The 26,831-nt window shown below is 42.6% G+C and carries 31 protein-coding genes; 2 read left to right on the plus strand and 29 right to left on the minus strand.

All coding sequences use genetic code 11. The features are described 5' to 3' along the window. Positions 1-21 precede the first annotated feature (21 nt). The 10 genes from ntdP to pepA all read right to left on the minus strand — a co-directional run bounded on the left by ntdP (position 22) and on the right by pepA (position 9,064). A complete protein-coding gene (gene ntdP, locus C7384_RS02775) occupies positions 22-591 on the minus strand; it encodes a nucleoside tri-diphosphate phosphatase (protein ID WP_089938195.1) in 570 nt (189 codons plus the stop codon). Between the two features lie 61 nt (positions 592-652). Continuing rightward, complete coding sequence (locus C7384_RS02780) at positions 653-1,447, minus strand: RecX family transcriptional regulator (RefSeq protein ID WP_089938193.1); 795 nt, start codon at positions 1,445-1,447, stop codon at positions 653-655. A 20-nt stretch (positions 1,448-1,467) separates the two neighbouring features. Continuing rightward, positions 1,468-2,472 carry a DNA polymerase III subunit delta gene (gene holA, locus C7384_RS02785; RefSeq protein ID WP_089938191.1) on the minus strand — a complete coding sequence of 335 codons (1,005 nt, stop codon included), beginning with the start codon at positions 2,470-2,472 and terminating at the stop codon, positions 1,468-1,470. Between the two features lie 114 nt (positions 2,473-2,586). Next, positions 2,587-4,734 (minus strand): DNA internalization-related competence protein ComEC/Rec2, encoded by a 2,148-nt coding sequence (locus C7384_RS02790; protein WP_089938189.1) that lies wholly within the window; start codon positions 4,732-4,734, stop codon positions 2,587-2,589. Then, entirely contained in the window at positions 4,731-5,363 is a 633-nt protein-coding gene (locus C7384_RS02795; protein WP_089938187.1) for a ComEA family DNA-binding protein, read from the minus strand. Before C7384_RS02795 ends, C7384_RS02790 begins: the two co-directional genes overlap by 4 nt. 106 nt (positions 5,364-5,469) lie before the next feature. Continuing rightward, positions 5,470-5,946: a pantetheine-phosphate adenylyltransferase gene (gene coaD, locus C7384_RS02800; RefSeq protein ID WP_089938185.1), complete on the minus strand. Its 477-nt coding sequence runs from the start codon at positions 5,944-5,946 to the stop codon at positions 5,470-5,472. 11 nt (positions 5,947-5,957) lie between these two features. After that, the gene (rsmD, locus tag C7384_RS02805) at positions 5,958-6,518 is read right to left on the minus strand and encodes a 16S rRNA (guanine(966)-N(2))-methyltransferase RsmD (protein ID WP_089938183.1); all 561 of its coding nucleotides are present in this window, start codon (positions 6,516-6,518) and stop codon (positions 5,958-5,960) included. Between the two features lies 1 nt (position 6,519). After that, positions 6,520-6,822, minus strand: a complete 303-nt coding sequence (locus C7384_RS02810; protein WP_089938181.1) for a YlbG family protein — start codon at positions 6,820-6,822, stop codon at positions 6,520-6,522. Continuing rightward, a complete protein-coding gene (locus tag C7384_RS02815) occupies positions 6,819-7,994 on the minus strand; it encodes an FtsW/RodA/SpoVE family cell cycle protein (protein WP_089938179.1) in 1,176 nt (391 codons plus the stop codon). The genes C7384_RS02810 and C7384_RS02815 overlap by 4 nt, the downstream gene beginning before the upstream one ends. Beyond that, a complete protein-coding gene (pepA, locus tag C7384_RS02820; protein ID WP_089938177.1) occupies positions 7,994-9,064 on the minus strand; it encodes a glutamyl aminopeptidase in 1,071 nt (356 codons plus the stop codon). Before pepA ends, C7384_RS02815 begins: the two co-directional genes overlap by 1 nt. 281 nt (positions 9,065-9,345) lie before the next feature. Here pepA and C7384_RS02825 point away from each other — a divergent pair, with 281 nt between their 5' ends. Next, positions 9,346-10,653 carry an NCS2 family permease gene (locus C7384_RS02825; RefSeq protein ID WP_089938175.1) on the plus strand — a complete coding sequence of 436 codons (1,308 nt, stop codon included), beginning with the start codon at positions 9,346-9,348 and terminating at the stop codon, positions 10,651-10,653. A 37-nt stretch (positions 10,654-10,690) separates the two neighbouring features. On the opposite strand, the gene recN is transcribed toward C7384_RS02825, so the two are convergent. The 5 genes from recN to xseA form a co-directional block, all read right to left on the minus strand. Further along, the gene (recN, locus tag C7384_RS02830) at positions 10,691-12,361 is read right to left on the minus strand and encodes a DNA repair protein RecN (RefSeq protein WP_089938334.1); all 1,671 of its coding nucleotides are present in this window, start codon (positions 12,359-12,361) and stop codon (positions 10,691-10,693) included. A 61-nt stretch (positions 12,362-12,422) separates the two neighbouring features. Next, positions 12,423-13,244: a TlyA family RNA methyltransferase gene (locus tag C7384_RS02835; protein ID WP_089938174.1), complete on the minus strand. Its 822-nt coding sequence runs from the start codon at positions 13,242-13,244 to the stop codon at positions 12,423-12,425. Further along, complete coding sequence (locus C7384_RS02840) at positions 13,244-14,119, minus strand: polyprenyl synthetase family protein (RefSeq protein WP_089938172.1); 876 nt, start codon at positions 14,117-14,119, stop codon at positions 13,244-13,246. Before C7384_RS02840 ends, C7384_RS02835 begins: the two co-directional genes overlap by 1 nt. Beyond that, positions 14,112-14,336, minus strand: a complete 225-nt coding sequence (locus tag C7384_RS02845; RefSeq protein ID WP_089938170.1) for an exodeoxyribonuclease VII small subunit — start codon at positions 14,334-14,336, stop codon at positions 14,112-14,114. Before C7384_RS02845 ends, C7384_RS02840 begins: the two co-directional genes overlap by 8 nt. Continuing rightward, positions 14,320-15,606 (minus strand): exodeoxyribonuclease VII large subunit, encoded by a 1,287-nt coding sequence (gene xseA / locus C7384_RS02850; protein ID WP_089938168.1) that lies wholly within the window; start codon positions 15,604-15,606, stop codon positions 14,320-14,322. Before xseA ends, C7384_RS02845 begins: the two co-directional genes overlap by 17 nt. Positions 15,607-15,969: 363 nt before the next feature. Between xseA and C7384_RS02855 the strand changes: the two genes are divergently transcribed. Beyond that, a complete protein-coding gene (locus C7384_RS02855) occupies positions 15,970-16,227 on the plus strand; it encodes a hypothetical protein (protein ID WP_089938166.1) in 258 nt (85 codons plus the stop codon). A 7-nt stretch (positions 16,228-16,234) separates the two neighbouring features. Here the strand turns inward: C7384_RS02855 and C7384_RS02860 are convergent, their stop codons facing one another. The 14 genes from C7384_RS02860 to efp all read right to left on the minus strand — a co-directional run bounded on the left by C7384_RS02860 (position 16,235) and on the right by efp (position 26,817). After that, a complete protein-coding gene (locus tag C7384_RS02860) occupies positions 16,235-16,735 on the minus strand; it encodes a hypothetical protein (RefSeq protein WP_089938164.1) in 501 nt (166 codons plus the stop codon). 76 nt (positions 16,736-16,811) lie between these two features. Next, on the minus strand, positions 16,812-18,155 hold the full coding sequence (locus C7384_RS02865) for a dihydrolipoyl dehydrogenase family protein (protein WP_089938161.1): 1,344 nt from the start codon (positions 18,153-18,155) through the stop codon (positions 16,812-16,814). A gap of 16 nt (positions 18,156-18,171) precedes the next feature. Beyond that, positions 18,172-18,777, minus strand: coding sequence for a YdhK family protein (locus C7384_RS02870; protein ID WP_243400700.1), 606 nt, complete (start codon positions 18,775-18,777; stop codon positions 18,172-18,174). Between the two features lie 71 nt (positions 18,778-18,848). Next, positions 18,849-20,225 (minus strand): bifunctional UDP-N-acetylglucosamine diphosphorylase/glucosamine-1-phosphate N-acetyltransferase GlmU, encoded by a 1,377-nt coding sequence (glmU, locus tag C7384_RS02875; protein ID WP_089938158.1) that lies wholly within the window; start codon positions 20,223-20,225, stop codon positions 18,849-18,851. Positions 20,226-20,233: 8 nt separating this feature from the next. Then, on the minus strand, positions 20,234-21,058 hold the full coding sequence (gene purR / locus C7384_RS02880; RefSeq protein ID WP_089938156.1) for a pur operon repressor: 825 nt from the start codon (positions 21,056-21,058) through the stop codon (positions 20,234-20,236). A gap of 108 nt (positions 21,059-21,166) precedes the next feature. Next, on the minus strand, positions 21,167-21,958 hold the full coding sequence (locus tag C7384_RS02885) for a metal ABC transporter permease (protein WP_089938154.1): 792 nt from the start codon (positions 21,956-21,958) through the stop codon (positions 21,167-21,169). Continuing rightward, positions 21,951-22,643 (minus strand): metal ABC transporter ATP-binding protein, encoded by a 693-nt coding sequence (locus tag C7384_RS02890; RefSeq protein ID WP_089938152.1) that lies wholly within the window; start codon positions 22,641-22,643, stop codon positions 21,951-21,953. The genes C7384_RS02885 and C7384_RS02890 overlap by 8 nt, the downstream gene beginning before the upstream one ends. Positions 22,644-22,716: 73 nt before the next feature. Next, the gene (locus C7384_RS02895; RefSeq protein ID WP_089938150.1) at positions 22,717-22,947 is read right to left on the minus strand and encodes a Veg family protein; all 231 of its coding nucleotides are present in this window, start codon (positions 22,945-22,947) and stop codon (positions 22,717-22,719) included. An 86-nt stretch (positions 22,948-23,033) separates the two neighbouring features. Further along, complete coding sequence (rsmA, locus tag C7384_RS02900; RefSeq protein WP_089938148.1) at positions 23,034-23,927, minus strand: 16S rRNA (adenine(1518)-N(6)/adenine(1519)-N(6))-dimethyltransferase RsmA; 894 nt, start codon at positions 23,925-23,927, stop codon at positions 23,034-23,036. Then, a complete protein-coding gene (rnmV, locus tag C7384_RS02905) occupies positions 23,920-24,489 on the minus strand; it encodes a ribonuclease M5 (protein ID WP_089938146.1) in 570 nt (189 codons plus the stop codon). The genes rsmA and rnmV overlap by 8 nt, the downstream gene beginning before the upstream one ends. Beyond that, positions 24,482-25,276, minus strand: coding sequence for a TatD family hydrolase (locus C7384_RS02910; protein WP_089938144.1), 795 nt, complete (start codon positions 25,274-25,276; stop codon positions 24,482-24,484). Before C7384_RS02910 ends, rnmV begins: the two co-directional genes overlap by 8 nt. 90 nt (positions 25,277-25,366) lie before the next feature. Next, entirely contained in the window at positions 25,367-25,777 is a 411-nt protein-coding gene (gene nusB, locus C7384_RS02915) for a transcription antitermination factor NusB (protein ID WP_089938142.1), read from the minus strand. A 4-nt stretch (positions 25,778-25,781) separates the two neighbouring features. Beyond that, positions 25,782-26,210, minus strand: coding sequence for an Asp23/Gls24 family envelope stress response protein (locus C7384_RS02920; RefSeq protein ID WP_089938140.1), 429 nt, complete (start codon positions 26,208-26,210; stop codon positions 25,782-25,784). A 46-nt stretch (positions 26,211-26,256) separates the two neighbouring features. Then, positions 26,257-26,817 carry an elongation factor P gene (efp, locus tag C7384_RS02925; RefSeq protein WP_089938138.1) on the minus strand — a complete coding sequence of 187 codons (561 nt, stop codon included), beginning with the start codon at positions 26,815-26,817 and terminating at the stop codon, positions 26,257-26,259. Positions 26,818-26,831 lie beyond the last annotated feature (14 nt).

A 26,831-nucleotide genomic window follows, 5' to 3' on the forward strand; every position in this document is an offset into this window, starting at 1 on the left:
ACACGCCAAAGCGTGTTTTTGTCAACGACGATCATTTAACCGCTGCTGCATCAAATATTGGTAACGGGCATACCAAACGTCGATATAACCTTGCGAAAATGGTCCTTTACCTTCGTTAATCCAATCCACCAAAATTTTGACATGATCTTTTAGGATTCGATCAATTTCAGGCGGGTAATGCCACTTCTGACTATGGGTGGCATATTCATCGGCATCTAATAAATGCTTTTCACCGCTAGGGAAAACCTTAATATCTAAGTCGTAATCAATATACTTCAAGGCTTCCTTATCTAACACATAGGGAGAAGCCAAATTACAGTAATACGACACTCCATTATCACGAATCATAGCAATAATATTAAACCAATATTTCTTATGGAAATATACTATTGCTGGTTCGCGCGTCACCCAACGGCGACCATTATCTTCAGTAACTAAGGTGTGATCATTTAGGCCAATAATCGCATTTTCGCTAGTCTTTAATACCATCGTATCGCGCCAAGTACGATGCAGGGAGCCGTCATGTTTATAGCTTTTGATCGTGATGACATCGCCTTCGCGGGGACCGCGACTTGGTTTATCAACAACCATGCTAATCCAACTTTCCCGAAAAAAATTCCATTTCAATTATATCATAGTTTAAAAATCGTCACTAGTCATCAACTTGGTCACTGAGCGCCCAGTCAATCAGATCTCCTTGATAACCTTTGGCATATAATTGTTGCTTAATTCGATAGTTGCGGGCCGATGGCGTTTCGTTTCGATAACGATGGGTTAATTTTTCTACTTGACGACTAATGTTTAACTTCTCTTGTTCAGTATCAACCTGCCAATCATGATTGGCCAAAACTTGCTGGGCAATTTCATAAGCAAAGCCCTTGGTCATGAGTAATTTAATCAGTTTTTGTTTACGACCGTAACTTGATTCCCGCTGATAACTACGTTGGGCATTATCAATAATTTTAGTAGCAATTTCAATTTGGTCACTGATTGAATAAGCTACAAGCCCCTCTTGAATTAGATTTTCAGCTACGCCGGCTCGTTTTAATTCTTGCGCTACTATCAAAGGACCCTTGGGGTTAATGATTTTTTTAGTGGCAATGAAATGTTGCACATAATCAGCATCGTCTAAATATTGCTGAGCTAGGAGTTGTTCAATTACTTCTGCCACAATATCAGCATCAATCTCTTTATTGAGCAAACGCTCTTTAACCTGATGAACCGTCCGAATGGTCGGCCCCAAATAATCCAAAGCCATTTTTAATGCTCGCGCCACCTGGTCATCATGTTTAATGGCCGCAATCAATTCTGACGTCAGCTCTCGATTTTTAACCAAACCATACTTAACCAAGGTACTTTCCATCAAACCAAAGGCAAAGCGACCATCGATTTCAACGTTATAACGGCCAACCCGCTTTTGAGTAGCAATTTTCGTTATCTTAGGCATGTCATCTCCTACTAGGACTTTTATTGCTGGTTCTGTTTTAAAATAAATTCTTCAAAAAGTAGGGCCGGATCAGCCTGTGAACTTTTTAAAGCAATTTCGATTGATTGGAGGGCTAAATACCCCGTCCGTAATTGACTGGGCCGATACTTACTTAAAGAAGCCTGCGCTAATTTAATCCGATAGGGATGAACATTTAACAGCCGGGCTTTACTAGCCTGATCGCCCGTCAGTCCTGCTACTTGGAGTAAAAGGCGAAACTGGTTTAGCAAAAGGGCATTAATTTTTAAAGGAGCCTCCCCGTTTAAAAACAGTTCCTGGTATAAGTGAAGGGACTCAGCTACCTTGCCCCGCATGACTGCATCGGTTAAATCAAAAACATGGGCATGAATACTTTTAGGCACCAAGCCTTGGATGGCTGTTAAATCAATTTGGCGGGAATCCTTAGCATAAGCCTTTAATTTATCCAACTGAGCCATAATATCTGTGTAAGAGGCATTGGTTCGTAACATCAGTTCCTTTAAAGCCTCATCATCAATGCCGTACCCTTGCGCATTTAAACGTTGCGTAACAATGCTACGAATTTGCCCTTCTGGTACTAGCGGTAAACTAATTTTTTCAGATTGAGTAGCTACTGTTTTAGTGACTTTTTTACGCTGGTCTAATTTTAAATCGTTAACCATTAGCACCAAAATATTACCAGGGATTGGATTTTGAATTAAAGCCAAAAACTGCTTTTCAGCGGCACTTGGCAGTTTGACTTTGGGTGATAAAAAAAGCGGATTATCAACCATAATCAACCGACGTTCCCCTAAAAACGGCAAGGAAGCTAGATCATCTAGTAAACCATCTACTAGGTCCTCTGCCAAATCATAGTGACTGTAATTCAAGTCCCGCTGGTCAGCCGGAATAGTTTGCATAAACAAGCGGCGAGCTTGATCCAACAAAGCCCCCTCTTGCCCTTCTACTAGGTATAAACTAGCTAAACTATCCTGTTTAATTTGATCTTGTAGCTGACTTAATTTCATCGTTTAATTTCACCTCAAAATGACCATGATGCTTAGTGTACACGTATTTTACCATACCATTATTTTGCGTATTGAAGAGGCCAATTTGATAATGCTGCGCCGTTTCTAAGGTTTCTAAGTGAGGATGATGATAACGATTATTGCGACCAGCTGAAATAATTCCGACTGTTGGCTGCCAACGAGCCATAACTTGGCTATCCGTGCCGTTTTAGAGCCATGGTGTCCAAATTTAACAATATCGACTTTTAAATCTGGATAGTAATTCGCAATCGCTTGTTCGCCTTTACGATCTAAATCTCCGGCGGTAAAAATTTTGTTAGGGCCCAATTGCCCATACAGGGCCAAGGAATCTTCATTTTCTCCCCGACCAGCTTGAAAAGGATGAACAAATTGGAAGGGTAAATTAGCGACCTGGGTTTGATTAGTAGCTAAAATTAAGCGACTTTTCCCCAGATAGGGCTTAATTTTTTTAGCATAGGCCGCTTGTTTTTCCATACCAGCAGGAATGATTACGTTTTTAACTTTAAATTGTTGCAAAAGCACCTGGGTATCCCCGATATGATCCTGATCTTGATGAGTCAATACCAGATTATCAATCCGACTAATCCCACAACTATGAAGATAAGGGACAATCACCATTTCTGCTCGTGAACGCTGATATTGCCGCAGCTGCCAGGAGGCCTGTTTTCCAAATTCGACCTTTCCGCCCGTGTCAATCATGGTGATACTTTGATTCCAAGGCGTTCGAATCAAGGCGCTATCTCCTTGGCCAATATCAAAGGTCGTAAATTCACCTTGATATGGAAAATGAACACTAAGATAGCCCAGTAAAAAGAGGCTGACCCAAATGATTTTAGCCCCACAACTAACTTTTCGATTGGCATGGTAAACAAACCACCCCACTAAAAATAAGCCCAGACTAAGCAGCCACGGAAATTTTCCAATCACAAAATTACCCGGCAAGGTGGCACAAAAATCAATTAAATTAGCAAAAATTCTTAATATATCATTACAAAAGCCACTAATAAGGGGCCATCCCTGACCGAGATATCCAACTAAAACTGTGGGAACAATGACCATTTCAAAAAGTGGTATGGCGATTAAATTCACTAAACTTTGTAAAATATGCCAGGTAAATTGGTGGCCAATAATTAATGGAAAAGAAATCAAGCCTAACCAAAGATTACGTTGCCAAGTCGTTAATTGTCTGACAAATAGTAGGCCAAAGGTTAAGGCAAAGGACAGTTGCCCACCTAATGTTAATAGCAATTGCGGTGCTATCATGAGTGAACTCACCAAACCAATTGACCAAATCTTAACGCGATTAATGCGCCAAGTGGTTATTTTAACCAGTAAGCCTAATTCCCCAGCCACAATCGCTCGAATAAGAATGGCCGGACTACCAGAAAAAATAAAATATAAGGGTAACAAAATCATCAATAATCCTGCTACCAGTTCATACAAAAGGCCCAATCGCTTACTAATGGCAAAAACGATACCAGTTAGTAAATTAACTTGAAAACCAGATACACTAAATAAATGTATCAAACCCATGGTCGAAATACCGGGATTATCAGCATACAGTTCTTGCGAGTTGGCCCCCAAGATTAGGGCTTGGGTGTAATAACTTAACGGGCGGGGTAACTGATCGGCTTGATTTAACAAGCTGGCATGCCAAGTCCGCAAGTTAAAACTAAAACTATCCCAGCAATTAGCCCTTTGAACCGGTTTTACATGCCAATTTTTAATCTGCAATTGATGGGTGATGCCCTGCGTTTTAGCATAGGCCTGACCATCAAACTGATTAAAATTACTGGGAGCTTCTAGAGCCAGCAAACTCCCCTGAGCCTCAAAATCCAGGACTTGGTGATTAACCTGCCAATTCTTTTGCTCTTTTTGGCTAGAAATTTGCCAGAAAAACCGGACTGTTTGGCCATTTTGAAAATGGGCTAGGCCACTTAACTGCTGTCCATCAACCTTTAACTCATCAGGCATTAACCGTCCACGATAGGTCCCAGTTGTTGGATAACTTTGCCGGGCCTGATTTTCTAATTGGCCTTGATGACTAATAAAATATAAGCCAACTATCAGACTGACCAATAAACTCCATAGGATTAAAGATAGCGACTTTTGCCAGACAAGCAAGGCCAAAACCAGGCTAGCTAACAGCACAGTTACCCCGTTAAATTGAAAAATCAGCCCACTCATTGAGGCAATCCAGAGACTAATCAAGAGCATATATTGATCTGCTCTAGTCGTCATACACTAACCTTAGCTTTTAATTTTTCAAATCGTTTTTCCCCGATTCCTTCGACTTCTTTTAATTCTTCAATCTTCTTAAAACCATGCTGGCTGTTCCGATAGGCAATAATTTTTTCGGCCTTTTTAGCGCCGACCCCATCTAATTGCTGCAGTACCTCTAAACTAGCCGTATTCAAATTAACGGTTCTGGCACTATTACTGGGTGTGCTCCCAACATTTAAATCCGGATTTATTGGATTTTCTCCCTGGCTTATTAAATAAATCGCCTGCCCGTCAGTTAATTTTTGGGCTAAATTGATTTGGCGTTGATCAGCTTGATCTGTTAATCCCCCGGCCAATTGAATTAAATCGGCCAAACGTTGATTTTCTTTCAAATGATAAAGACCAGGATGAACAATTGCGCCTTTGACATCAACAGTAATCGCCGTTGACTGGCTAGTACTACTGCTGGCATCAGTCGAACTAACCATGTCAACATTAGCTTTATTGGGCCGAGCCGCCGGTTGCCTATTAGTACTAAACATTGCCCAAGCTACTAAAACTAAGACTATCCCAAACGTAATCACACCCATTAATGCTAGGCGTTGATGTCCTTGAAGCCATTGCCGACTTACCTGTAAAAATGCCATTTGCCACCTCACCTTTCTACTAGATAGTACGGTTTGAATTTCCAAAACTATCACAAGTTAAAAATGAGCATAAAAAAGCTCCTCGAGCTGAGGAGTTTCATAATTTTTATTTGAATTGTTCTTCCAAGGCCTTTACCACAATCGGTGGTACAAATTGATCCATGTTTTTGGCCCCCGTTTTACCAATTTCTTTGACCATCGAAGAAGAAATGTTTTGATTTTCCGACCGGGCCAACAAGAGCACTGTCTCTACTTCGGCTAAAACACTGTTAACCCCAGCAATATCACGTTCATACTCAAAATCTTTACAATTTCGAAGACCCCGAATAATGTATTTAGCACCCTTAGCCTGCATAAAATCAACGGTTAACCCATCAATGGCACCCACACTGACATTATCCAAATCCGCTACGGCCTCGGTCACCAAGGCTAGACGCTGTTGGGTAGTAAATAATCCAGTCTTATTGGTGTTGGTTCCGACTGCTACAATCACCTCATCAAAAAGCTGACTAGCACGCGTAATAATGTCCATATGCCCATTAGTTAGTGGGTCAAAACTTCCTGGAAAAACTGCTTTTCTCATTTTTACATACCTTACTTATGATTTAAATATTGATAAAGCGTGACATAGGTGATCCCGTATTGCTTTTGTTTTAAAAGCTGAAAGTTGTCACTATCCAAGGGCAACTGAGCCGCTTGATCACTTTCCACTAAAATAATTGCTTCCGAATTAAGCAAATTTTGGTCAGCCATGGCTGCCAAATCATCGGCAATCGTCTCTTTGGCATAGGGCGGATCCATTAAAATCAAATCAAACTGCTTACCAGCCTGAGCCAAACGACCAAGAGCCACCTTAGCTGGTGCTTTAATGATAGTAAATAAGTCCGGTGCATGTAACTTAGCCACGTTATTAGTGATAACTTGGATGGCTTGAAAGTTGCGATCAACTAGGCTAACGTGATCCATCCCCCGTGAGACTGCTTCAATCCCCAAACCACCTGTACCAGCGTATAGGTCCAGTACCTGTCCACCTGATAAATAAGGCATGAGCATGCTAAACATCGCTTCTTTCACCTTATCAGTCGTCGGACGAGTATTGGCACCCTTGACAGCTTCTAAATGTAAGCCTCTAAATTTTCCGGCAATTACGCGCATGTTAATTCTGCTCCTCTACCTTACTGACTTCATCATCATAATCTTCAAAGAAAACATCATCATGCTTATTTTCCAAATCGGGATCAATATCAGGGCGTGGTGAAATTTTAATGTGCTTGACAAAGCGATACTGTCGTAATTTTTTGACCAAGGCTTCTACCTGATCTTCATTGATATAAAGTTCAACCAAGTTCATGGCTTCAGAAACATAGAGTACCTGACCAAATTTTTTTAACTGATTGACGTTTTTTAAATTTCTTAAATAAACATAAATAGCACGACGTGCTTGTATTTCAAATGTCATCGATAATCCTTTTGAGCTATTACATCTTGGGGATTGGGTTGCAATGGTTGCTTGGTTTTAGCGGCAATATTTAAGGCAAAACCAATCGCCGCACTAAAGACAATAAATGATGATCCACCACCCGAAATAAAGGGGAAAACCACCCCCGTAATTGGTAAGAGGCCAATCACACCACCCAGATTAACAAAGGCTTGTAAGAGGAGCAAGGCCGACACACCGACCAAAAACAATCGGCGATATTGCTCCCCTTGGCGAATGGCTAAGTACAACAGGCGGCCAATTAATACCAATAGGAAAACTAAAACGGCACAAACCACTAAAGCACCTAATTCCTCGGTTGCTACCGCCATAATAAAATCGGTATTGGCTTCAGGCAGGTAAGGTTTAATTAAGGAGTTGCCCAAGCCAACGCCAAATAGGCCACCGTGGGCTACGGCATAATAACTATACAGTAACTGCCGACTCTGATCGACGTTAACCCAGGGATCAACGAAATTAGTTAAGCGTCGAATGGCATAGGAATGGCTAGTACCCAGATGAAAGAGTTGAATAATTTCTGGTAAAAAAATGAAGGCTAAAGCGCCCAAAACAATCAGCCAAAAGGCTACTTTACGAGATAGGCCCGAAGCCATCCACAATAATACGATAATTCCTAAGGTAATCGCCAAATTACCCAAGTCCGGCATGATCGTAATTAAAACTAAAATGACTAACGGTAAAAAAAAGCTGGTTATGCGAGGCCGCCAGCGTCGCCACTGCTGCACCAAACTCAATTCCTGATGCCAGGGATAGCGGTCAAAGAGATCAGCAAAATAGAGAATTAAAATCACCTTGGCTAACTCGACCGGTTGAATCGTAAAGCCCAAGATTTGAATCCAACCGTGAGCCCCGTTAATTTCAGGTGCTAAACGCGCGACAATCAACAAAATAATCGTCGCAATCATCGTCCATTTTAAAAATGAAGGTCGGCGGAGTTCTTTTTGACTAAAATGAAATGCTAAAAAGGCCATCCCCCAACCTAGTAAAACAAATAATAACTGCTTTAAAAAATTAAAGAGTGGACTAGTATAGATATTTTCACTAGCTGAAAACACCATCACGACCCCAATGGCACTTAAAGTCGCATAGGGTACGGCAATCCAGTAGTCTAATTTTTGTAATTTTTTAAACATCACTTACCCATTATTAGTTCGTAATTACTTTGGTCTAGATTCTTGGCAATCGCCACCACAAAGGCCTGGGCAGCTTCAAAATCAGCAATCGACCAAACTGTTTCGTGGGTATGAATATAACGTGATGCCACTCCTAAGGCGACCGAAGGCACCCCTTGTAAAGCCTTTTGAGCCGCCCCAGCATCAGTACCTCCCTGAGACAAAAAGTATTGATAAGGGATATGGTTATCTTCAGCCACTGACAGCAAAAATTCCTTCAAACGTACCGGCGTGACCAGGGTTGGATCATAAACCCGCAATAAGGTTCCTTGATCTAATTTCCCTTGATGACCCTGAGCACCCCGATTATCATCAGCAGCGCTTGAATCCACAGCAAAATAAATATCTGGACGCATTTGTTCCACGCCAGCTGTTGCTGAACGAAGACCGACTTCTTCTTGCGTGTTAGCCCCCATGATCAAAGTATTTGGTGTTGCCACCCCTTGTAACTGCGTCAAGGCTTCTAACAGTGTCACCAAACCAAAACGGTTATCCCAGGCCTTAGAAACGACACGCTTTTGGTTGGCCAGCATCGTCGTTTGGGTATCAGGTACGATAAAATCGCCGGGACGAACGCCATACTCGTGGGCTTCTTCTCGATCAACAAAGCCGGCATCAAAAAGCATATCTTCAATTTTTAAGCCGGTGATTGCTTGGTCTTTAGCTAGTAAATGTGGTGAAACTGAAGCACTGACAATCGGATAAACTCCGTTTTTAGTAAAGAGGCTAAACCGTTGTGAACTAACTGCTAAAGGATTCCAACCGCCTAAAGCAACCACTTGAATGGTTCCAGCGGGTAAAATATCTTTGACCATAAAACCCACTTCATCCATGTGGGCCGCAAACATGACCCGTGGGCCAGTTGATTGATTATTTTTTACACCAAACATGCCACCTAAACCGTTTTGACTAACTTCATCCACCAAGGGGGTTAAGTCAGCGCGAAAGGCTTGGGCAATGTTAGCTTCCTGCCCCGACGTACCTTGCAGTTGGGTATATTTTTGAATGCGTTGCCAGGTTCTGTCTTCCATCTCACCGACTCCTTTATTTAAGCTAAACTTTTCTGTTTCTTATTATAACCTAGGCCCAAAGTAGAAAACAAAATACGCTGTAAGTTTCTGATAGTCATTAACATGGATATAAATTAAAATCCGAACTATTATTAGTTATAATTCGTATTTTACGGTAATATATCTATATTTTTCTCTTAAAAATAAAAAAATAAGCTTATTTCACGAAAAAAGACCGACAAATATTAGCTTTTATTGTTACACTAGTTAGGTAGTCTTATAACCAAATCTGGGAGGATTTTATGTCATCAATTGCGCGTTATTTTCAGTTTAAGGAATTAAAGACTTCCTACAAAACTGAAACTGTTGCTGGTTTAACAACCTTTGTCGCCATGGCCTACATCTTGTTTGTTAACCCAACCGTTTTGTCGGTTGCTGGAATGGATGCGGGCGCTGTCTTCACGGCAACGGCCATTGCTTCAGGGGTTGCTACCCTCTTTATGGGCATTGTCGCCCGTTATCCAATTGCCGTAGCACCGGGGTTAGGCGTTAACGCCTTTTTCTCCTACTCAGTAGTTTTGGGAATGGGAATTAAATGGCAAACGGCCATGGCTGGTATTTTAGTGGCCGCCATCATCTTCCTTTTAATTACCTTTTTTAAAATCCGCGAGAAGATCATCAACATCATCCCGCAGGATTTAAAGGTTGCCATTGCAGCTGGTATTGGTCTCTTTATTGCCTTTATTGGTTTGCATAACGCCGGTTTAATTGTCGCCAACAAGGACACCATGGTTTCCTTGGGCCACCTAAGCACACCCACCACCTTGCTATCAATTTTTGGGATTGTGGTGACTTTGGTCCTAATGAGTCGTAAAATTCCAGCTTCGATTTTTATCGGTATGGTTTTGACCAGCCTCCTTGGAATTGTCACCGGTATTATTAAACTTCCCCATTCAATCGTGGCCCCCGCCCCTTCCCTAGCACCCACCATGGGCGCTAGTATCAATGCTTTAGGCACGATTAATTCTCTACAAATGGTTATTGTTATCTTAACCTTCCTACTAGTTACTTTCTTTGATACGGCAGGTACTTTGATTGGTTTGGCTGAACAGGCTGGCTTTATGAAGGATAATCAAATGCCTCGAGCTGGACGGGCTTTGATGTCAGATGCGGTTGGTATGACCGTGGGTGCCGTAATTGGTACTTCCCCAACTTCAGCCTTTGTTGAATCGTCTTCGGGGATTGCTATCGGCGGTCGAACTGGTTTTGCCAGTGTCGTTACCGGTGGCCTCTTCTTCCTATCCCTCTTCTTTTCGCCACTGCTATCCGTGGTTACTCCGCAAGTTACCGCTCCAGCGCTAGTGGTTGTCGGGATTTTAATGGCTGAAAACCTACGTAAGATTCACTGGCAGGATTTGGCCATTGCTGCCCCATGTTTCTTAATTGTGATCGGTATGCCCTTAACCTATTCCATTTCAAACGGTATTGCCTTGGGCTTCATCGTTTACCCGATTACAATGATTGTGACGGGTCGGGCTAAAAAAGTTCACCCACTAATGTATGTTTTGGCCCTAGTCTTCTTAGTCTTCCTCTTTGCCTTAGATGCCTAGCCTAGTAAAAAAGCCTTAGCTATATAAGCTAAGGCTTTTATTGTTGCCGTAAAGCGCGTGCATTCTCTAGGGCTGCTTCGGTAATTTGATCTCCTGACAGCATCCGCGCTAGTGCCGTTTGACGACCAGGTTCATCTAGCAGCTCTACTTGGGTAATGGTGCGTTTAGCTACGGCCTGCTTTTCGATGTAGTAATGATGATCAGCAGCTGCAGCCACCTGTGGCAAATGCGTAATGGCTAGGACCTGACAGCGCTGGGCAATCGCCAACATCTTACTAGCAATCGCACCAGCTACCCGGCCTGAAACACCGGTATCAATTTCATCAAAAACGACTGTTTCAACTGGTTCTTGGGCAATTAAAGCCGTTTTCAAAGCTAGCATCAGTCGGGAAGCTTCCCCACCAGAAGCAATTTTAACCAAGGGCCCCATGGCTTCGCCTAAATTAGTTCGAACATGAAAACTTACCTGATCATTACCACTAGGTAAAAAGCCATCAATGGGCGTTAAATGAACCTCAAACAGGGCCTCATTCATTAATAAATCGGCCAATTGTTGATTGACTTCCTGGGCTAGTTGCTCACCAGCCGCCTGTCGTAATTGATGCAAGTGCTTTGCCGAAGCTTGGACTTGTTCTTTAAGAGCGGCCTTTTTTTCAGTTAACTGGCCTAAATCTAAACCGCTACTATCCCAATCATCCAACTCTTTTTCAACCTGGCGTTGATAAGCCAAAATTTCAGCGACACTGTTACCATATTTACGCTCTAACTGGTGGATTAATTGTAAACGATCATCAATGGCTAAGAGGTCGTTTTCATCAAATGACAAGCTATCCAAACGTTCGTTTAAATCACGACTAGCTTCTTGCATAGCATAATAACTATCCGTTAAAGTTTGGTTTAGATTTTGATAATCACCATCAAAACCGCTGGCAGTATCAACTGCATTTTTAGCCGTCCCTAGCTGGTCAACCAGACTAATTTCACTGTTACCATTTAAAATCTCTTGTGCCAATTGCAAACTATCAGCAATTTTTTTGAAATTATGTAACTTAGCTCGCTGCTCTAATAATTCATCTTCTTCACCAGCCTTTAGCGCCGCCTGACTAAGTTCTTCTTGCTGAAACCTTAGAAGGTCAAGGCGTTGATTGGTCGCCTGTTGATTATGCTTTAAATCATTAATTTGCTGGTTTAGCTGTTTAAATTGCTTAAAGATACCTTGATACTGGCGCTTGACTTGCATCAACTCTTCTCCGGCATACTGGTCTAAGAGGGGTAAATGCTCATCGGCATCCAATAGCCGCTGGGTATCATGTTGGCCTTGAATATCCACTAAGTACCGGCCTACCTGCGCCAAGGTTTTAAGATTGACAACCATCCCATTAATGCGAATAGTGTTGCGGCCCTTTAAATTAAATTCTCGGGAAATAATTAGTTGGGCATCGTCAACTGCAATTCCTTGACTACTCAACAAGGCCAACAGTTGCCCATCTGGGTGGTTTAAATCAAAAATAGCTTGTAAAACTGCCTTTTGAGCCCCTAGACGAATCATTCCTGAATTGGCCCGACCGCCAACTAACATCGATAGAGCATCGATGATAATTGACTTTCCGGCGCCAGTTTCTCCGGTTAAAACCGTCATCCCCTCGTCTAACTTTAAATCGACTTTATCAATAATGGCAAAATTTTCAATAATTAATTCCGCTAAAATTTTAACCACCGACCTTTCTCGTTTTAGACGTTCTTACCAATAGTACGAACTAGCAATAGATTTATTGTTGATCTAACTGACTATGGGCTAGCTTAACCACTTCCTGGGGGTCAATTTTATCATCGACACGAGCCGTCAAATCATGCTGCAACAAGGCCAAAAATTCAATATTACCCTGCCCGCCCTTAATTGGTGAATAGGTTAGTCCCTGGACCGTAAAGTGGTTATCAACCATCATTTGCAAAGCTTTTTCTAGAACGGCCAAATGAACGGCCGGATCTTTAATGATGCCATGTTTACCAACCGATTCACGGCCGGCTTCAAACTGTGGCTTGATCAAGGCGACTACCTGACCGGTTTGACTCAAAATATGATCCAGGGTTGGCAAAATCAAGCCTAATGAAATAAAGGAAACGTCAATGGTCGCAAAGGTTGGCTGCCCATCTTGAAAATCAGCCAAATGTACATAGCGAAAATTGGTGTTTTCCATGACGGTCACCCGCTCATCGGTCCGTAGTTGCCACACTAATTGGTTGGTCCCTACGTCTAAGGCATAAACACGCTTAGCCCCATTTTGAAGCGACACATCCGTAAAACCACCGGTTGATGAACCGATATCTAAGACGATTTGATCTTGTAATTTTAAGTCGTAATCTTCAATGGCTTTGGCTAACTTTAAACCACCCCGGGAAACATAGGGTAAGCGTTCACCCTTAAAGTGTAAACTAGTGGTTACTGGAATTTTTTGTCCGGCCTTGTCCAATCGTTCTTCATTTTCACCCAGGATTTGACCAGCCATCACCGCTCGCTTGGCCTGTTCGCGTGAACTAAATAATCCCTGTTGAACTAAGAGGATATCAACCCGCTCTTTTTCTACCTTCACTACTTATTCTCCAATTGCTGTAAAAATTGATCTAACAACTCGGCGTTAAAATTCAAGTGGCCCTGCCCCAATTTTTTCAAGCAAAAACGGGCATCACTTAGCAGGTTAGCCTTGACGGACTGGGTCGCTGTCAGGCCAATTAGATGTGGTAAAGAGGTAATTTCTTCGTCAGCATCCTGTTGATAATCATCAAGATCATCTTGAATTTGAAAGGCTAAACCAAAATTTTCACCATACTGCCTCAATAAATCACAATCTGCAGCCGACAAATCTAACAGATAACCCCCAGCCAAAAGAGCATGACTAATCAAGGCTGCCGTTTTAGGTTGGTACACCTTGTCTAGCAACCATTCTTTCGTAATTACTTGGCCCTGATGGTTTTGCATATCATAAAACTGCCCCCCAACCATACCGGTCACACCAGCTCGCAGGGCTAAACTATTAATCACTTTAAAAAGCCGTTTGGGATTAATACTAGTCGCTAACGTTCCGACCTGAAAGGCTGCGGTCAAGAGCGCATCGCCAACTAAAATCCCATTGGCATGGCCAAACTTAGCATGAACACTGAGTTGCCCCCGCCGATACTGGTCATTGTCCATCGCGGGTAGATCATCATGAACTAATGAATAGCTGTGCACCCACTCCACCATGGTTGCTATCCGTAAATCATCAGAGCTAATCTTAGCTTGGAAACTTTGTAAAACTGCCAAAGTTAATAAAGGACGCAAGCGTTTTCCGCCATTTAACAAGGCATAGGCTAACATCGGCGCCATTTCAGCGTTATTACTTGATGGGGCAATTAGAGCTAGGTCATCAGTGAGTTTTTGATTAATTTTAGGTTGCCATTCTTGGCTAAATTGACTAAATTTATTCATTGGTTAACGCCAAATCGCTTAATTGGCCCTCATCGTCCATTACTTTTGCCAAAGTATCTTCGGCATTTTTCAAAGTTCTCTGCAATTCCTTAGCTAAAACAACGCCTTGTTGGAAGTCCGTTAGGGCACTTTCCAAAGGCCGATCACCCTTTTCTAGTGCACTGACAATCAGTTCTAATTGTTTTAATTTATCTTCAAAACTATCTGCTTCTGTCATTTTCTACTCCTGTAATTTCAGCTCGAACCTGACCGTCGGCCAGGCGTAAATCAACCTGATCAGCAACCTTTAAGTCCTTAACACTATGAACAATGGCCGCATCATCCTTTTGCACAATGGCATAGCCCCGTCCCAAAATCGTCAGTGGGCTGACTAGGTTTAATTTAGTGGCTAACATAGCTAGCTTTTCTTGCTGGGGTTGTAATAGATGACGCCCAAGTTGGGCCTGGCGCTGTTGTAAGTTATTTAATTGATTGCGATCAACTTGGAGGCGGTGCGCCCAAACTCTAACCAGCCGTTCATAAAGGCCGTCAACCTGTTGCTGATAAACGGTATAGAGCCGATCAGGCTGGCGCATAATCGGCCGATTAACTAGTTGATCTAAAAAGATTTGTCGTTGACGGACAGTCTGACTGGTTGCCGCCAACAAGCGATTTTGTAAATCATTAATATGTTGTTTTAACTGCTGTTGATTGATTGGCGTGGCTAATTCAGCCGCCGCAGTAGGCGTAGCCGCCCGACAATCAGCGACTAAATCAGTTAAAGTATTATCAGTTTCATGTCCAACCGAACTAATGACGGGCAGACTCAATTCACTAATCCGTCGTACCAGAGCCTCATCGTTAAAGGCCCATAAATCCTCAATTGATCCTCCACCACGTCCGATAATCAAGACATCAAAGTCCAAATCATCAATTCGATTTAACTGCTTAATCATCGATGGTGCCGCCTGATCTCCTTGCACTACGGCTGGAAATAAAACCACCTGCGCCTTTGGAAAACGACGTGCTACGGTTTTGGCAATATCTTCAATCACCGCTCCGGTGGGCGAGGTAACAACGGCAATTTTTTTAGGATAATTCGGTAAGCGTCTTTTAGGATGGCTAAAAACGCCCTCTTGTTGTAAGCGCTGCTTTAACTGTTCATAGGCTAAAAACAATTCCCCAATTCCGTCAGGCTTCATTTCATCCAAGATAATCGAATAAGAACCATTCGGTTCGTACAATTGAACCCGACCAATAGCCAAAATCTTCATCCCCTCTTCGGGATTGAATTTTAAGCGACTGGCATAAGAAAACATAGCTGCCTTAATGACTGCCTGTCCTTCTGGATCTTTGATAGAAAAATATAGATGACGCCCCCGCCGGTTTCCTAAATTAGAAATCTCACCGGTTAAATAAACCTTGCCCAAGTAAGGATCCGCATCAAATTTTAATTTTAAATAGGCACTCAAAGCACTGACACTTAAGTACTGATTTTTGTCGGCCATGGGACCCTCCTTATCGTATTTTTATTATACCAGTCCCATTGGAGCTGCAAAATAAAAAACAGCTAACTCGAAAGTTAGCTGTTAGTTTGGCATGCCAGATACGCTCTGACAGGCGTGATTAAAGTAAACTTTAATCAAACAAGTAACGTCACCTCAGTGTTGCCACTGATAGTCATGGTGAGATAACGGAATTCCACAATTTCGTTACCACCTACATCTAATCCGAGATTTGTGATTGAACACAGTAGGCCGCTGATCGCGTTTCAATAACGCGCTCGACTCATCGCATATCACTATTGTAACAGATTAAATTACAGAAGACCAGTCCTTTATCCGGCCTAACTTCTCAGTTAAAATAAGGCTATGATTAAACTAACTGATATCCAAATCCAATCCCTACAAAAGCATGGCGAGCGCACCCGTCAACATTTTGATGATTTTTTACTTAGCGACTCAATCCAGCCAAGTAAAAAAACACTGGCTCAAGCACTCCTAATCGCCTTAGATTTAGGCGTCCTCGAAAGTGTCCAAGGCCAAGAACGTAACCCCACCCTACAGGCCACTTTTACGCAAGGTAGTCAGCGTTTTCACCTCAAAGCCCGCATTCAAGTCGAAGATTAGCTTGAACTTAGGCTTTTTTATTTTCGGCTTCTTTTTCAGCTACTTCTTCTGCAGCTACTTGCTTTTGGACTTCGACAATGTGGGCTAACTGCTCATCAAACCACTGCGAAATTTTAGCTTGTCCACCCTCAAGGTCATCACTATAAGCAGTAATCGAACTCACTTTAGCAATTTTTAAATGTGACTGACTGACATCCATATTTTCAATGTACATATATAGATTGACATCATAGTCTTCTTCCACATAGACTAGTTTTTTTAATTGATTTTGATAACGCAAAGGCAAGTTAATGACATTACTTTCTAAGGTCAAGGTAGTCCCACCTTCACTGACCCCGCCATTTACCGCCAAACTAATCGACATTAGCTGGGCATCCATTAGATGTTCATCAACTTTTTGAAACAGTTGATCCAGCTCAATGGCCTGACCATCGGCTACCGTTAGCGCCTCTTGATAATAGTCTTGTGCTTCAATGACGGCTAAAATTTTTTCACCGGAAATTTGCATTTACGAACCCTTTCAACATAAAAACAGTGCGGCCGAGGTCACACTGTTCAAACAATCGCCCAATTACCTTTAATCACTATACTAAGGGTAACCGTCGTTGTAAAGTATATTCAATTGAAGGGAAGACATAAATCAAATCATTTAAGGCTTCCCGTGTCATTTTCATTTGAATGTAAGGTACCAAGGTGTTAATCGTATTATCAGCTTCATGTGATAATTCTGCCGCACCAACTAGTTGGTCATTGGCCTGCTTATCAAAAATTAATGATAAGTAAGCCCCATTTTCATTTTCAACCTGACGGAACCAATCACCATCATAGCTGACCTGACTAACGTCGTAACGTTCTGGATTAGCCAAGGCTTCATCCAAGCCAACCCCGACTTGGGCAATTCTTGGCGAAGTAAAGACGATTTCACTAATCACCGGATATTTAATTGGTTGATCATTTTTACCCATAAACTTAGCAGCTAAGTAGCGGGATTCAAAGGCCGCCGTAGGGGTTAGTTTAGGCGTCTTTTTGTCAATTGCATCCCCAGCGGCATAAATACCCGCAACGTTAGTTTGCAAATGGTCATCAACGACAATCCCCTTATCGGTGTAGGCCACCCCAAGGGCATCCAAGTTCAGCCGATCATGATTTGGAATCCGGCCAGTAGCATCAAGAACATAATCAGTCGTTAGACTAAATTCATGGCTACCCTGCAACAAAATTTCTTGGCCAGCTTGTTGTGCTGAATTAATGGTCATGTTGGGAATAAAGCGCACACCTTGCTTTTTCAAATCAGCCTTAACCAAGGCAACATACTGGGAGGGGAACTGACGTAAGATTTGATCTCCTCGGGTAATCACATCCACCTTAACGCCACAGGCACTAGCAATCGTGGCAAATTCAATGGCCACAAAGCCACCGCCCAAAATCGTCATATGCTGTGGTAATTGCGCTAAGGATAAGAAATCAGTACTATCGTGAAAAAGCTCCTTACCAGCAATATTTAACCGGTGAGGCCGCAATCCGGTGGCAATCACGATTTTATCGGCTGTATATTCCTGCCCATTAACCAGAACTGTATGAGCGTTTACAAACTCAGCTCGGCCAGTAATCGTGGTAATCCCAGCGTCAACTAGCCGCTGTTTACCATGATGATCTTGAGGGACGATCAGCTCATGTTTATGGGCCATTAAGTCAGCCCAATTAATGCTAGGAACTCCATCTAAGCCGCGTCCCTGCAAAGCCTTAATGCGTTCAACTAGTTCAATGGGCTTATCCAAAATAATTTTGGCATTACAACCCTTGTTGGAACAAACGCCCCCGTACTGGCTTTCTTCAATTACGCCGACTTTGACCCCTGACTTGGCCAGGGGTACCGCACCATTCCAAGTCGCCTGTCCACTACCAATGTATAATACTGAAAAATCCATCATTATCCCCTTTTAACTAGTTACGTGCTTCAATCTCATCTTGAGCCAAGTATAGATGATTCATAACCTTTTGACCACCATTCGTTGGCTGATAATTAACCGCATAGGCTGGTCCATTTTCAACCTGCACAATTTTAGCCTTCGCACCCTGCATACCAGCCATATGATCACTATCCAAGGTTACTTCATCGCCAACCTTATGGGCCATTTTATCGGTAAAATCAATCATCGTTAACCACTTGTGGTCTTTAACCATCGAGCCGCCATTAGTCGGCATGTAGTCAACAGCATATAATTTCGTATCATAGGCTGCGGCGACAGTGCCCTTAGCATTCTTCATGTTAGCCATGTGAGTAGCCTTTAAGGTGATTTCTTGACCAACTTTATACTTAGGATCTTGAGCGGTGGCTAGACCTTCTGGTAATTTGCCATCCATTTTCATCTGCATGGTACTACTTGATGACATTTTCATACTATCCGAAGACATGTTCATCCCCGACATACTTTGTTCTTTTTTAGCTTGATTGGTCTTTTGGTGAGCATTAGCTTGCAGCGTGATTACTACCCCAGCAACAACAACTACTAAGGCTGCTACAGTACCCCATATTAGCTTCTTATTCATTGTACACTCCTCTTTTTCTAAATTGGTATAGCTTATATTTTATCATAAATATACAAAAAAGAGACAGTTTCCTATCCCTTTTTATGCGGCATTTTTTGCCAAAAATCTTCTTTATTGGTTTGACGAGTTCGCGCAATTCCCATCGCGTGCTTTTCAATATCTTCGGTAATAGTTGAACCAGCCGCAGTAATGGCTTCTTCAGCAATCTTAACTGGGGCAATGATCTTAGTATTAGACCCGATAAAGGCTCGGTCGCCCACCGTCGTCTGGAATTTATTAACCCCATCATAGTTAACAAAAATAGTGCCAGCGCCAATATTAATATCTTCCCCTAGGATTGCATTGCCTACATAGGTCAAATGTCCTACCTTGGTGCCGCGGCCAATCTCAGCCCCTTTGACTTCCACAAAGTTACCAATATGCACTTGGTCAGCCAGATGACTTTTAGGCCGCAAATGAGCATTGGGGCCAATCGTTACTTCGTTAGCAATCGTTGATTCTTCGATATGAGAACTAGTAATCACATTGTTATCACCAATCTGACTATCTTTAATCACTGTCCCCGTGGTAATGCGATTAGCTTGGCCAATTACCGTGTGGCCCTGCAAACTAACGTTTCCTTCAATGACCGTGTCTTGACCAATTTCAACTTGATCATCAATGTAGGCAGTTTGCGGGTCAATAAACTCCACTCCTGCTAACATATGGCGCTGGTTAATCCGTTGACGCATCACCTGGTTAGCCACTGAAAGGGCTACCCGATCATTAACGCCTAATGATTCGGTAAAGTCTTGAATTTGATGAGCCCCGATTTGATAGCCCTGGGTCCGCAAAATATCCAAGGTATCCGGCAAGTAAAATTCTTGCTGAACATTATCATTTTTAACTTCAGCCAGAGCACTAAACAAGAGCTGATTATTAAAAATGTAAACCCCAGTATTGATTTCATGAATCCGGCGTTCAGTAACACTGGCATCTTTTTGTTCAACAATTTTTAACACCAAACCGTCATCGCCACGGACAATTCGGCCATAACCAGTTGGATCTTTAGCATCGGCGGTCAACACCGTGACCGCATTATTGCCACGTTCATGTTCTTGAATTAATTCATTCAGGGTTTCCGTGCGAAACATCGGAGTATCACCAGCCATAATCAGGGTAACCCCCTCACTATCCTTTAATTCCGGATAGGCCTGTTGAACGGCATGCCCAGTACCCAATTGCTTTTCTTGCACCACAAAATGACTATCATTGCCAATATGTTCTTGCACTGCTTCAGCCCCAACGCCCGTAACAGTAATTAATTTATCTGGTTGTAATGGTTCAACGGCATCTAATACCCAGTCAATCATTGGTTTACCGGCCACTTGATGTAAAACTTTTGGTAAATCGGAACGCATCCGCGATCCCATGCCAGCCGCTAAGATTACAACATTTACTTTTTTCATGGTAACTCCTATTGATATATCTCTTGCTCAAAATTCCCCGGATTAACTCGAATTGGCTCTCCATTAGCTAGATTAGTTTCCACATGCAAAAGTGACGTAAAATTATCCAGCAAACGCACCGTTGAACGACCTTCTGCAAAAACGGCAGTTCCGACCACGGTACCATCAAACTCATGCACTAACGTCTGCATGCCTTGAATCGTTCCACCAGCCTTCATGAAGTCATCAACAATTAAAACCCTGGCTCCTGGCTTTAAGGAACGGCGTGACAGCGCCATTTTTTCGACTCGTTTAGATGAACCCGTAAGGTAGTTAACTGAGACCATTGGCCCTTCAGTGACCTTGGCATCATCGCGGACAATCACAAAGGGCACATTGAGTTCCTCAGCCACGGCCTGGGCCAAAGGAATCCCCTTGGTAGCAGCCGTCATAACTGCATCAATTTCACAGTCAAGATACTGGCTAGTAATTAAACGCCCGGCTGGTCGCAAAATATCAGGACGACCTAAAATATCAGATAAGTAGACATAGCCTCCTGGTAAGACCCGAGTTTCATCAGCCACCATCGTACAAAGACCAGCGACAAATTCTTGGGCCTCAGCCTGTGACATAGCCGAAATAAAGCGCACTCCACCGGCTGCTCCAGGAACCGTATGTAAAAGGCCAGTCCCTCTTTCGTCAAAAGTGCGCTTAATAATACTTAAATCTTCAGATATTGAAGATTTAGCTGACTCATATCGCTGAGCAAAAAAAGATAGGGAAATCAGCTGACGCGGATGCTCTAATAGGTACCGCGCCATATCGACCAAACGGTCGGATCGTCTTGTTTTCATGATGATAATGATGCTAAATCAGCACCTTACCTCCTTATAGTTAATAAGCGTACAGGTAATTATATCATTTTAATTAAAGAATAAAACGAACGTTCGGATATTTCATTTTCACTGACTAATTCTAAATTGCCATAAAGCCCCTAGATAAATCGCAACTTCAATCACAGCAATGAAAAAACTACTTGGTAAATTCGTTAGATAGGCCAAAGTTAAGCCCATCCAAGTCCCAAACAAGGCAAAGATAATGGCCAGAGACATCAATTTTGGTACGGTATCAGTAAAATATTTAGCACTCGCAGCGGGCAAAGTAACCAAAACAAAAATTAACAAAGAACCGACCAATTGCGAAGAAATACTAACTGATAAGGCAATAATAATCAAAAACAAATAACGACCTAGGCGATTTTTACCACCCTTATGTAATAGGCCCGCTTCGTCAAATGATAACTGTCGTAATGACCGAAAATTAGTTGATAGCAAAACTAACACAAAAACTGCCAAGGTCATTAAAATTAACAAATCTTGATGACTAATCCCCAAGACCGAACCAAACAAAATCCCCGTAGCCGCACTAGTAGACGTATGTCCCAAGGCCAAAAATAAAATTCCCAGACCGATTGCTAAAGCCGATACCGCACTGGTTACGTTATCTTGTTTGGTATAGCTTGCTTCTAAGGCCCCAATTGAAAGTGAGGCTATTGCGGTCGCTAACATCATTCCCAGCAAAGCCGGCCAGCCAATCCAAAAACCAAAAGCAGCACCGGCAAAACCAATCTCACTTAAAGAGTGGGTCAAAAAAGCATAGTTACGCGCTACCACAAAGGTGCCCACCATACCGGCAATGATACTGACAATCGTCCCTGCCAAAAAAGCATTTTGCATAAAGGCATATTCAAACATTATGAACCTCTTCTTCCTGTCCATGACTAATCGCAGTAGCTGGTAACTGATCAATTGGCCCAGCTGTCACCTGTTGGTCGTGAACCCATAAGAAATAATCCGCGTATTTTTTAACCCAACTAGTATCATGGGTAATCCAAAGCACGGTCATTTGATGTTCTTGTTGTAATTTAACAATCGTTTGTACCAATTCAATACTATGGCGGGCATCTAAACTAGCAGTGGATTCATCTAAAATCAATAAATCCGGTTCCTGTGCTAGAGCTTGGGCGACAAAGGCTCGCTGCTTTTGCCCACCAGAAACCAAGCCCAAACGATTATCGGCCAAATCAGTCAAATCCACTTCGGCAATCGCTCTAGTAATGGCCTTTTTTTCGCTAGCACGATACCAGGGCTGCCAACCGTGATTAAAACCTAAGCCCACAAAGGAGCGAATACTGAGTGGATAGTCCCGTGAAATGCTACGAAATTGGGGCACATAACCGATTTGACGGGCCTGCGTGGATAACTGGCCCGTAATTGAGCGGTTTTGTCCCAATAAAGCTTTGATGAGAGTTGTTTTACCAGCCCCATTTTCACCTAAAATTGCCACAAAACTTTGCTGGGGTATGGTGACATTTACGTCGTGTAAAATAACTTTTTCCCCGTATTTAACGGTTAAATCCTTGGCAGTAATCACGTCCATGCAAAACTCCAATCCAAATTTCTCAAGTAAAAATAACTATAATAAAAAACCCTTCCGGGTTTTATATGTAATCTTAATCAGCAAAAGTAATGTTTACGCTGTGCGTTAAAATATCCGCATAGCTGTATGAAGCACGATCAAATTGTGTATCATCACTTAGCTCAACTACGAAAAGTGAAGGGAAGGTTGACCGTAAAATGCCAGAACGTTCTGTAACCTTTTTCCGGCCAGCCTGTGAAATAACTGTAACTTTCTCGCCAATATGCGCGTCAAGGCGCGACTTAATTTCCGCTAAAGTTGCCATAGTGAACCACCTTTCCAGTGTCATCGTCTACATTTTATCATAATTACTGGAAAAATTCAAATCTAGAACAACTAAGGGCTAATCTGTCAAGACCTAAATTTAATATTTTGAGCTTTTAATGCCAAAAATAACTGGTAAAAATTCTCCAAATCTACCCGTTCAGCCCGAATACCTGGTTCAATTGTCGCTTCAGCTAACGCACTGGTTAATTTCTCTTTCACCTCAGCATCCTTACCAAAGGCCTGGAGCAGATTATTCCACAAACTTTTCCGTCGGTGGGCAAAGCAAATTTTAACAAGGTTAAATAATTCTTTCGGCTGTTGGACTTGATAAGGATGATTTTTAGGTTGTAGGCGCACGACGGCACTGTCGACACGGGGCGCAGGATTAAAGGCACTAGCTGGGACCTTGACGGCCAATTGTACTTGCGCATAATAAGCCATCATGACGGTCAAAACACCATACTCTTTGGTCCCGACTGGTGCTGTGAGGCGATCGGCCACTTCACGTTGCATCATGACTACCATCGTATCCCAAGATAAACCAGCCTGTAAGAGCTGCATCAAAATCGGCGTCGTAATGTAATAGGGTAAGTTGGCTACAATTTTAACCGCAGGCACCTGACCCCACTGTTTTTGAATTATGTTCTTTAAATCCACCGTTAAAACATCGGTTTCAATAACCGTAATATTATCATAGGGGCTCAAAGTATCATTTAAGACCCGTACCATTTCTGGATCAATTTCGACCGCTAAAACAGCCTTGGCTTGGCGGGCTAATTGCTCGGTTAAACCACCAATCCCCGGCCCAATTTCAATGACATAATCGTCATCACTTAAATCAGCCGTATCAATAATACGATCGATGATATTTAAGTCAGTTAAGAAGTTTTGACCGAATTTTTTTTTAGCCCGTAAGCCATAACTGGTTAAAATTGCCTGTGTCCTAGTCGGCGTGGCGATGTCTAATGGTTCAACCATGGTAAATTCCTTTCATGACCCGTAATACTTCAGCTTGGCCAATACCAAAGGCCTGTAATTTTCGGTATAATTGCTTGCCATTGGTATGACCAATTTTCAACGCCACCCCTAATTCTTGACGGTATTGAGCCGCTAATGGCCCTCCAATCAAGCCCAGCTCTTGTAAGAAGACCGGCGTCACATCAGACGATGCCTGTTGGTCAAAGCTAGCGGCTTGCTGCAGGGCTTTTTTTAAAACCGATAAGCTGGCATGTTCGACCCCTAAAGACTTATGCGGATTATCCCGATGTGCTCGACCCTGTCCCTGACTGATATAGGCTTGTTTAACCCCGGGCACCTGCTGGGTAATCAGACGTCGCAACCGTTCCCCATTAAAATCGGGATCTGTAAAAATAATAGCCCCACGCGTAGCCACGGCATGTTTAATGGTTTGAATTATGGCTTGATTTAAAGCACTGCCACCGGTTTCAATCGTTTCAACCGGTCCTAAACGGCGTAGATTTTGGGTGTCAGACCGCCCTTCGACCACGATAAACTCTTTAACATTAAAAGTATCAGTCATGATTTAGGAAAAGACGACGAGCATTTTGACGAGTAATTTCAGCTAATTCGTCCGCTTTCATACCTAAAGTTTTTGCCAAATCATCCACAACATATTTAACAAAGGCCGGCTCATTTAATTTACCGCGCATCGGTACTGGCGCCAAATATGGGGCATCGGTTTCCACTAAAATTCGGTCTAATGGCAAAGCTTGGGCAGCCTCTCGAACTTCTTCAGCCTTTTTAAAGGATACCACGCCACTAAAGGAAATATAAAAGCCCAGGTCGACAAAGGCTTGCGCCTGTTCAGGTGTTCCTGAAAAGCTGTGCATCACCCCTCGGGTGATGCCGGCCGCTTTCAGCATGGCCAAAACATCATCAAAAGCCTCACGATTATGAACTACCAAAGACAAATCGTGTTTTTTAGCTAAGGCCATATGTTGGATAAAAGCCTGCTTTTGAATTTCAACTGGCGTATCCCAATGATAATCAAGTCCAGTTTCACCAACACCGACAACCTGGTCTTGACCTAGGGCAGCATCAAGTTCAGCCAAAGCAGCTTCATCAAAATCCGGTGTATCCTCGGGTTGATAACCCAATACTGCCCGAATGCCTTCATATTCTTGAGCAATTTCTAAGGCCCGTTGGTTACTTTGCCGATTATAACCAACCACATTCATTTCCATCACCTGAAATTCATGGGCTCGGCCGACATAGGCGGGCACATCCATATACAGTTGATCATCATTTAAGTGAGTATGAGAATCATAGGTTGGAGCAGGTCGTTTGGTAGGATCATATATGGCCATTGTTATCTTCCTTACTTTTAATATTCACTAACATCCAATTGTAACACATTCATTTTCCCCAATAAAAAAGGACCGCTTAGCGATCCTAACTTATTTTTCTACTCGGGCAAAGTGCTTTAAGACCCCATTGACGAACTTAGCATCATCTGGATTAGCAAATTCTTTGGCCAACTCGATTGCTTCATCGATTGCCACCTTGTAAGGTATTTCTGGCATGTAAAGCAACTCATAAACCGCCATGCGTAGAATAACTAAATCAGCACGGCTAATTCGTTTGATACTCCAACCATCAACCAAATGTTGACTAATGGCCTGGTCTAATTCGCGTTGGCTCCCCAAAACACCATTGATAAATTGGGGCAAGAAACTATCAAACTCTTCATCGCCTAGTACCATTTGGTACAAACCATCAAGTTGATCTTCTTGCGGTACTTCTTTGGCGGTTGCAAAGAGAATTTGAAACACCGCTTGTCGCTCACGGTGTCGGCTTATTACAGTCATGCTTTTACTCTCCATCTTCTGCTTGGTCAAACATGTGATCGGGATCAATGCCGTGTTCATGGCGATTAGGAATAATACCACTAATGTGAACATTAACCTGATTAACAACTAAACCAGTCATCGAAGCTACTTGAGTCATGACAGCCCGTTGGATATTTAGGGCAACTTGCGGCACCGTAACACCATATTTCAAAAATACATAGGTTGAAATTTCTAAGCCCTGATCGGTATTGGTTAACTGCACCCCTTTACCACGTGCTGATGAGCCAAAAGCCCGGACAACACGGTCAGTTAGATTACCCCGCATTGAAAATACACCTTCAACATCTTGGGTAGCCTTTTGGGCAATAATCTCTAATACTTCTGGGGTAATCATTGTTTGACCAGCAACCGAACTACTGGTTGCCAAGACAAAATTCTTATTTACTGTCATATTCCGCCTTACTGCCCAATATCAATGTAACTTTCCCAGGTCGACTTCATGCCCGACCCTTATAAGACCCATCTTCAGTGTTAACAATGATAGTATCACCTTCGTTAACAAAATCAGGTACCGTGATAGTTGCCCCAGTCTCAACTGTAGCAGGCTTACCACTACCAGTGGCTGTAGCTCCCTTAATTCCCGGTTGGGTTTCTGTAACCTTAAGAGTAACACTTGATGGTAATTCGGCACCCAGCACTTCATTACCATACATAGTAATCTTAACTTCCATACCTTCAAGCATAAACTTCAAAGCATTTTGCAAGTGGTCATCACTGATATTAATCTGATCATAAGTCTCAGTATCCATGAAGACCCGGCCACCATTTTCAGCGTACAAATACGACATTGGGCGCGTCGTAATTTCGGCTTGCTCAAACTTATCACCAGGACGGAAAGTTACTTCGTTGACTGCTCCAGTCCGTAGGTTTTTTAACTTTGACCGTACAAAGGCGGCTCCCTTACCAGGCTTAACGTGTTGGAATTCAATAACTCGCCAAATCGAGTTGTTGTATTCAATTGTTAAACCAGTCTTTAAATCATTCATGCCAATTGCCATGAGTTAGTATCCTC

This window comes from Convivina intestini, assembly GCF_003096575.1.
GTDB classification, from domain to species: domain Bacteria; phylum Bacillota; class Bacilli; order Lactobacillales; family Lactobacillaceae; genus Convivina; species Convivina intestini.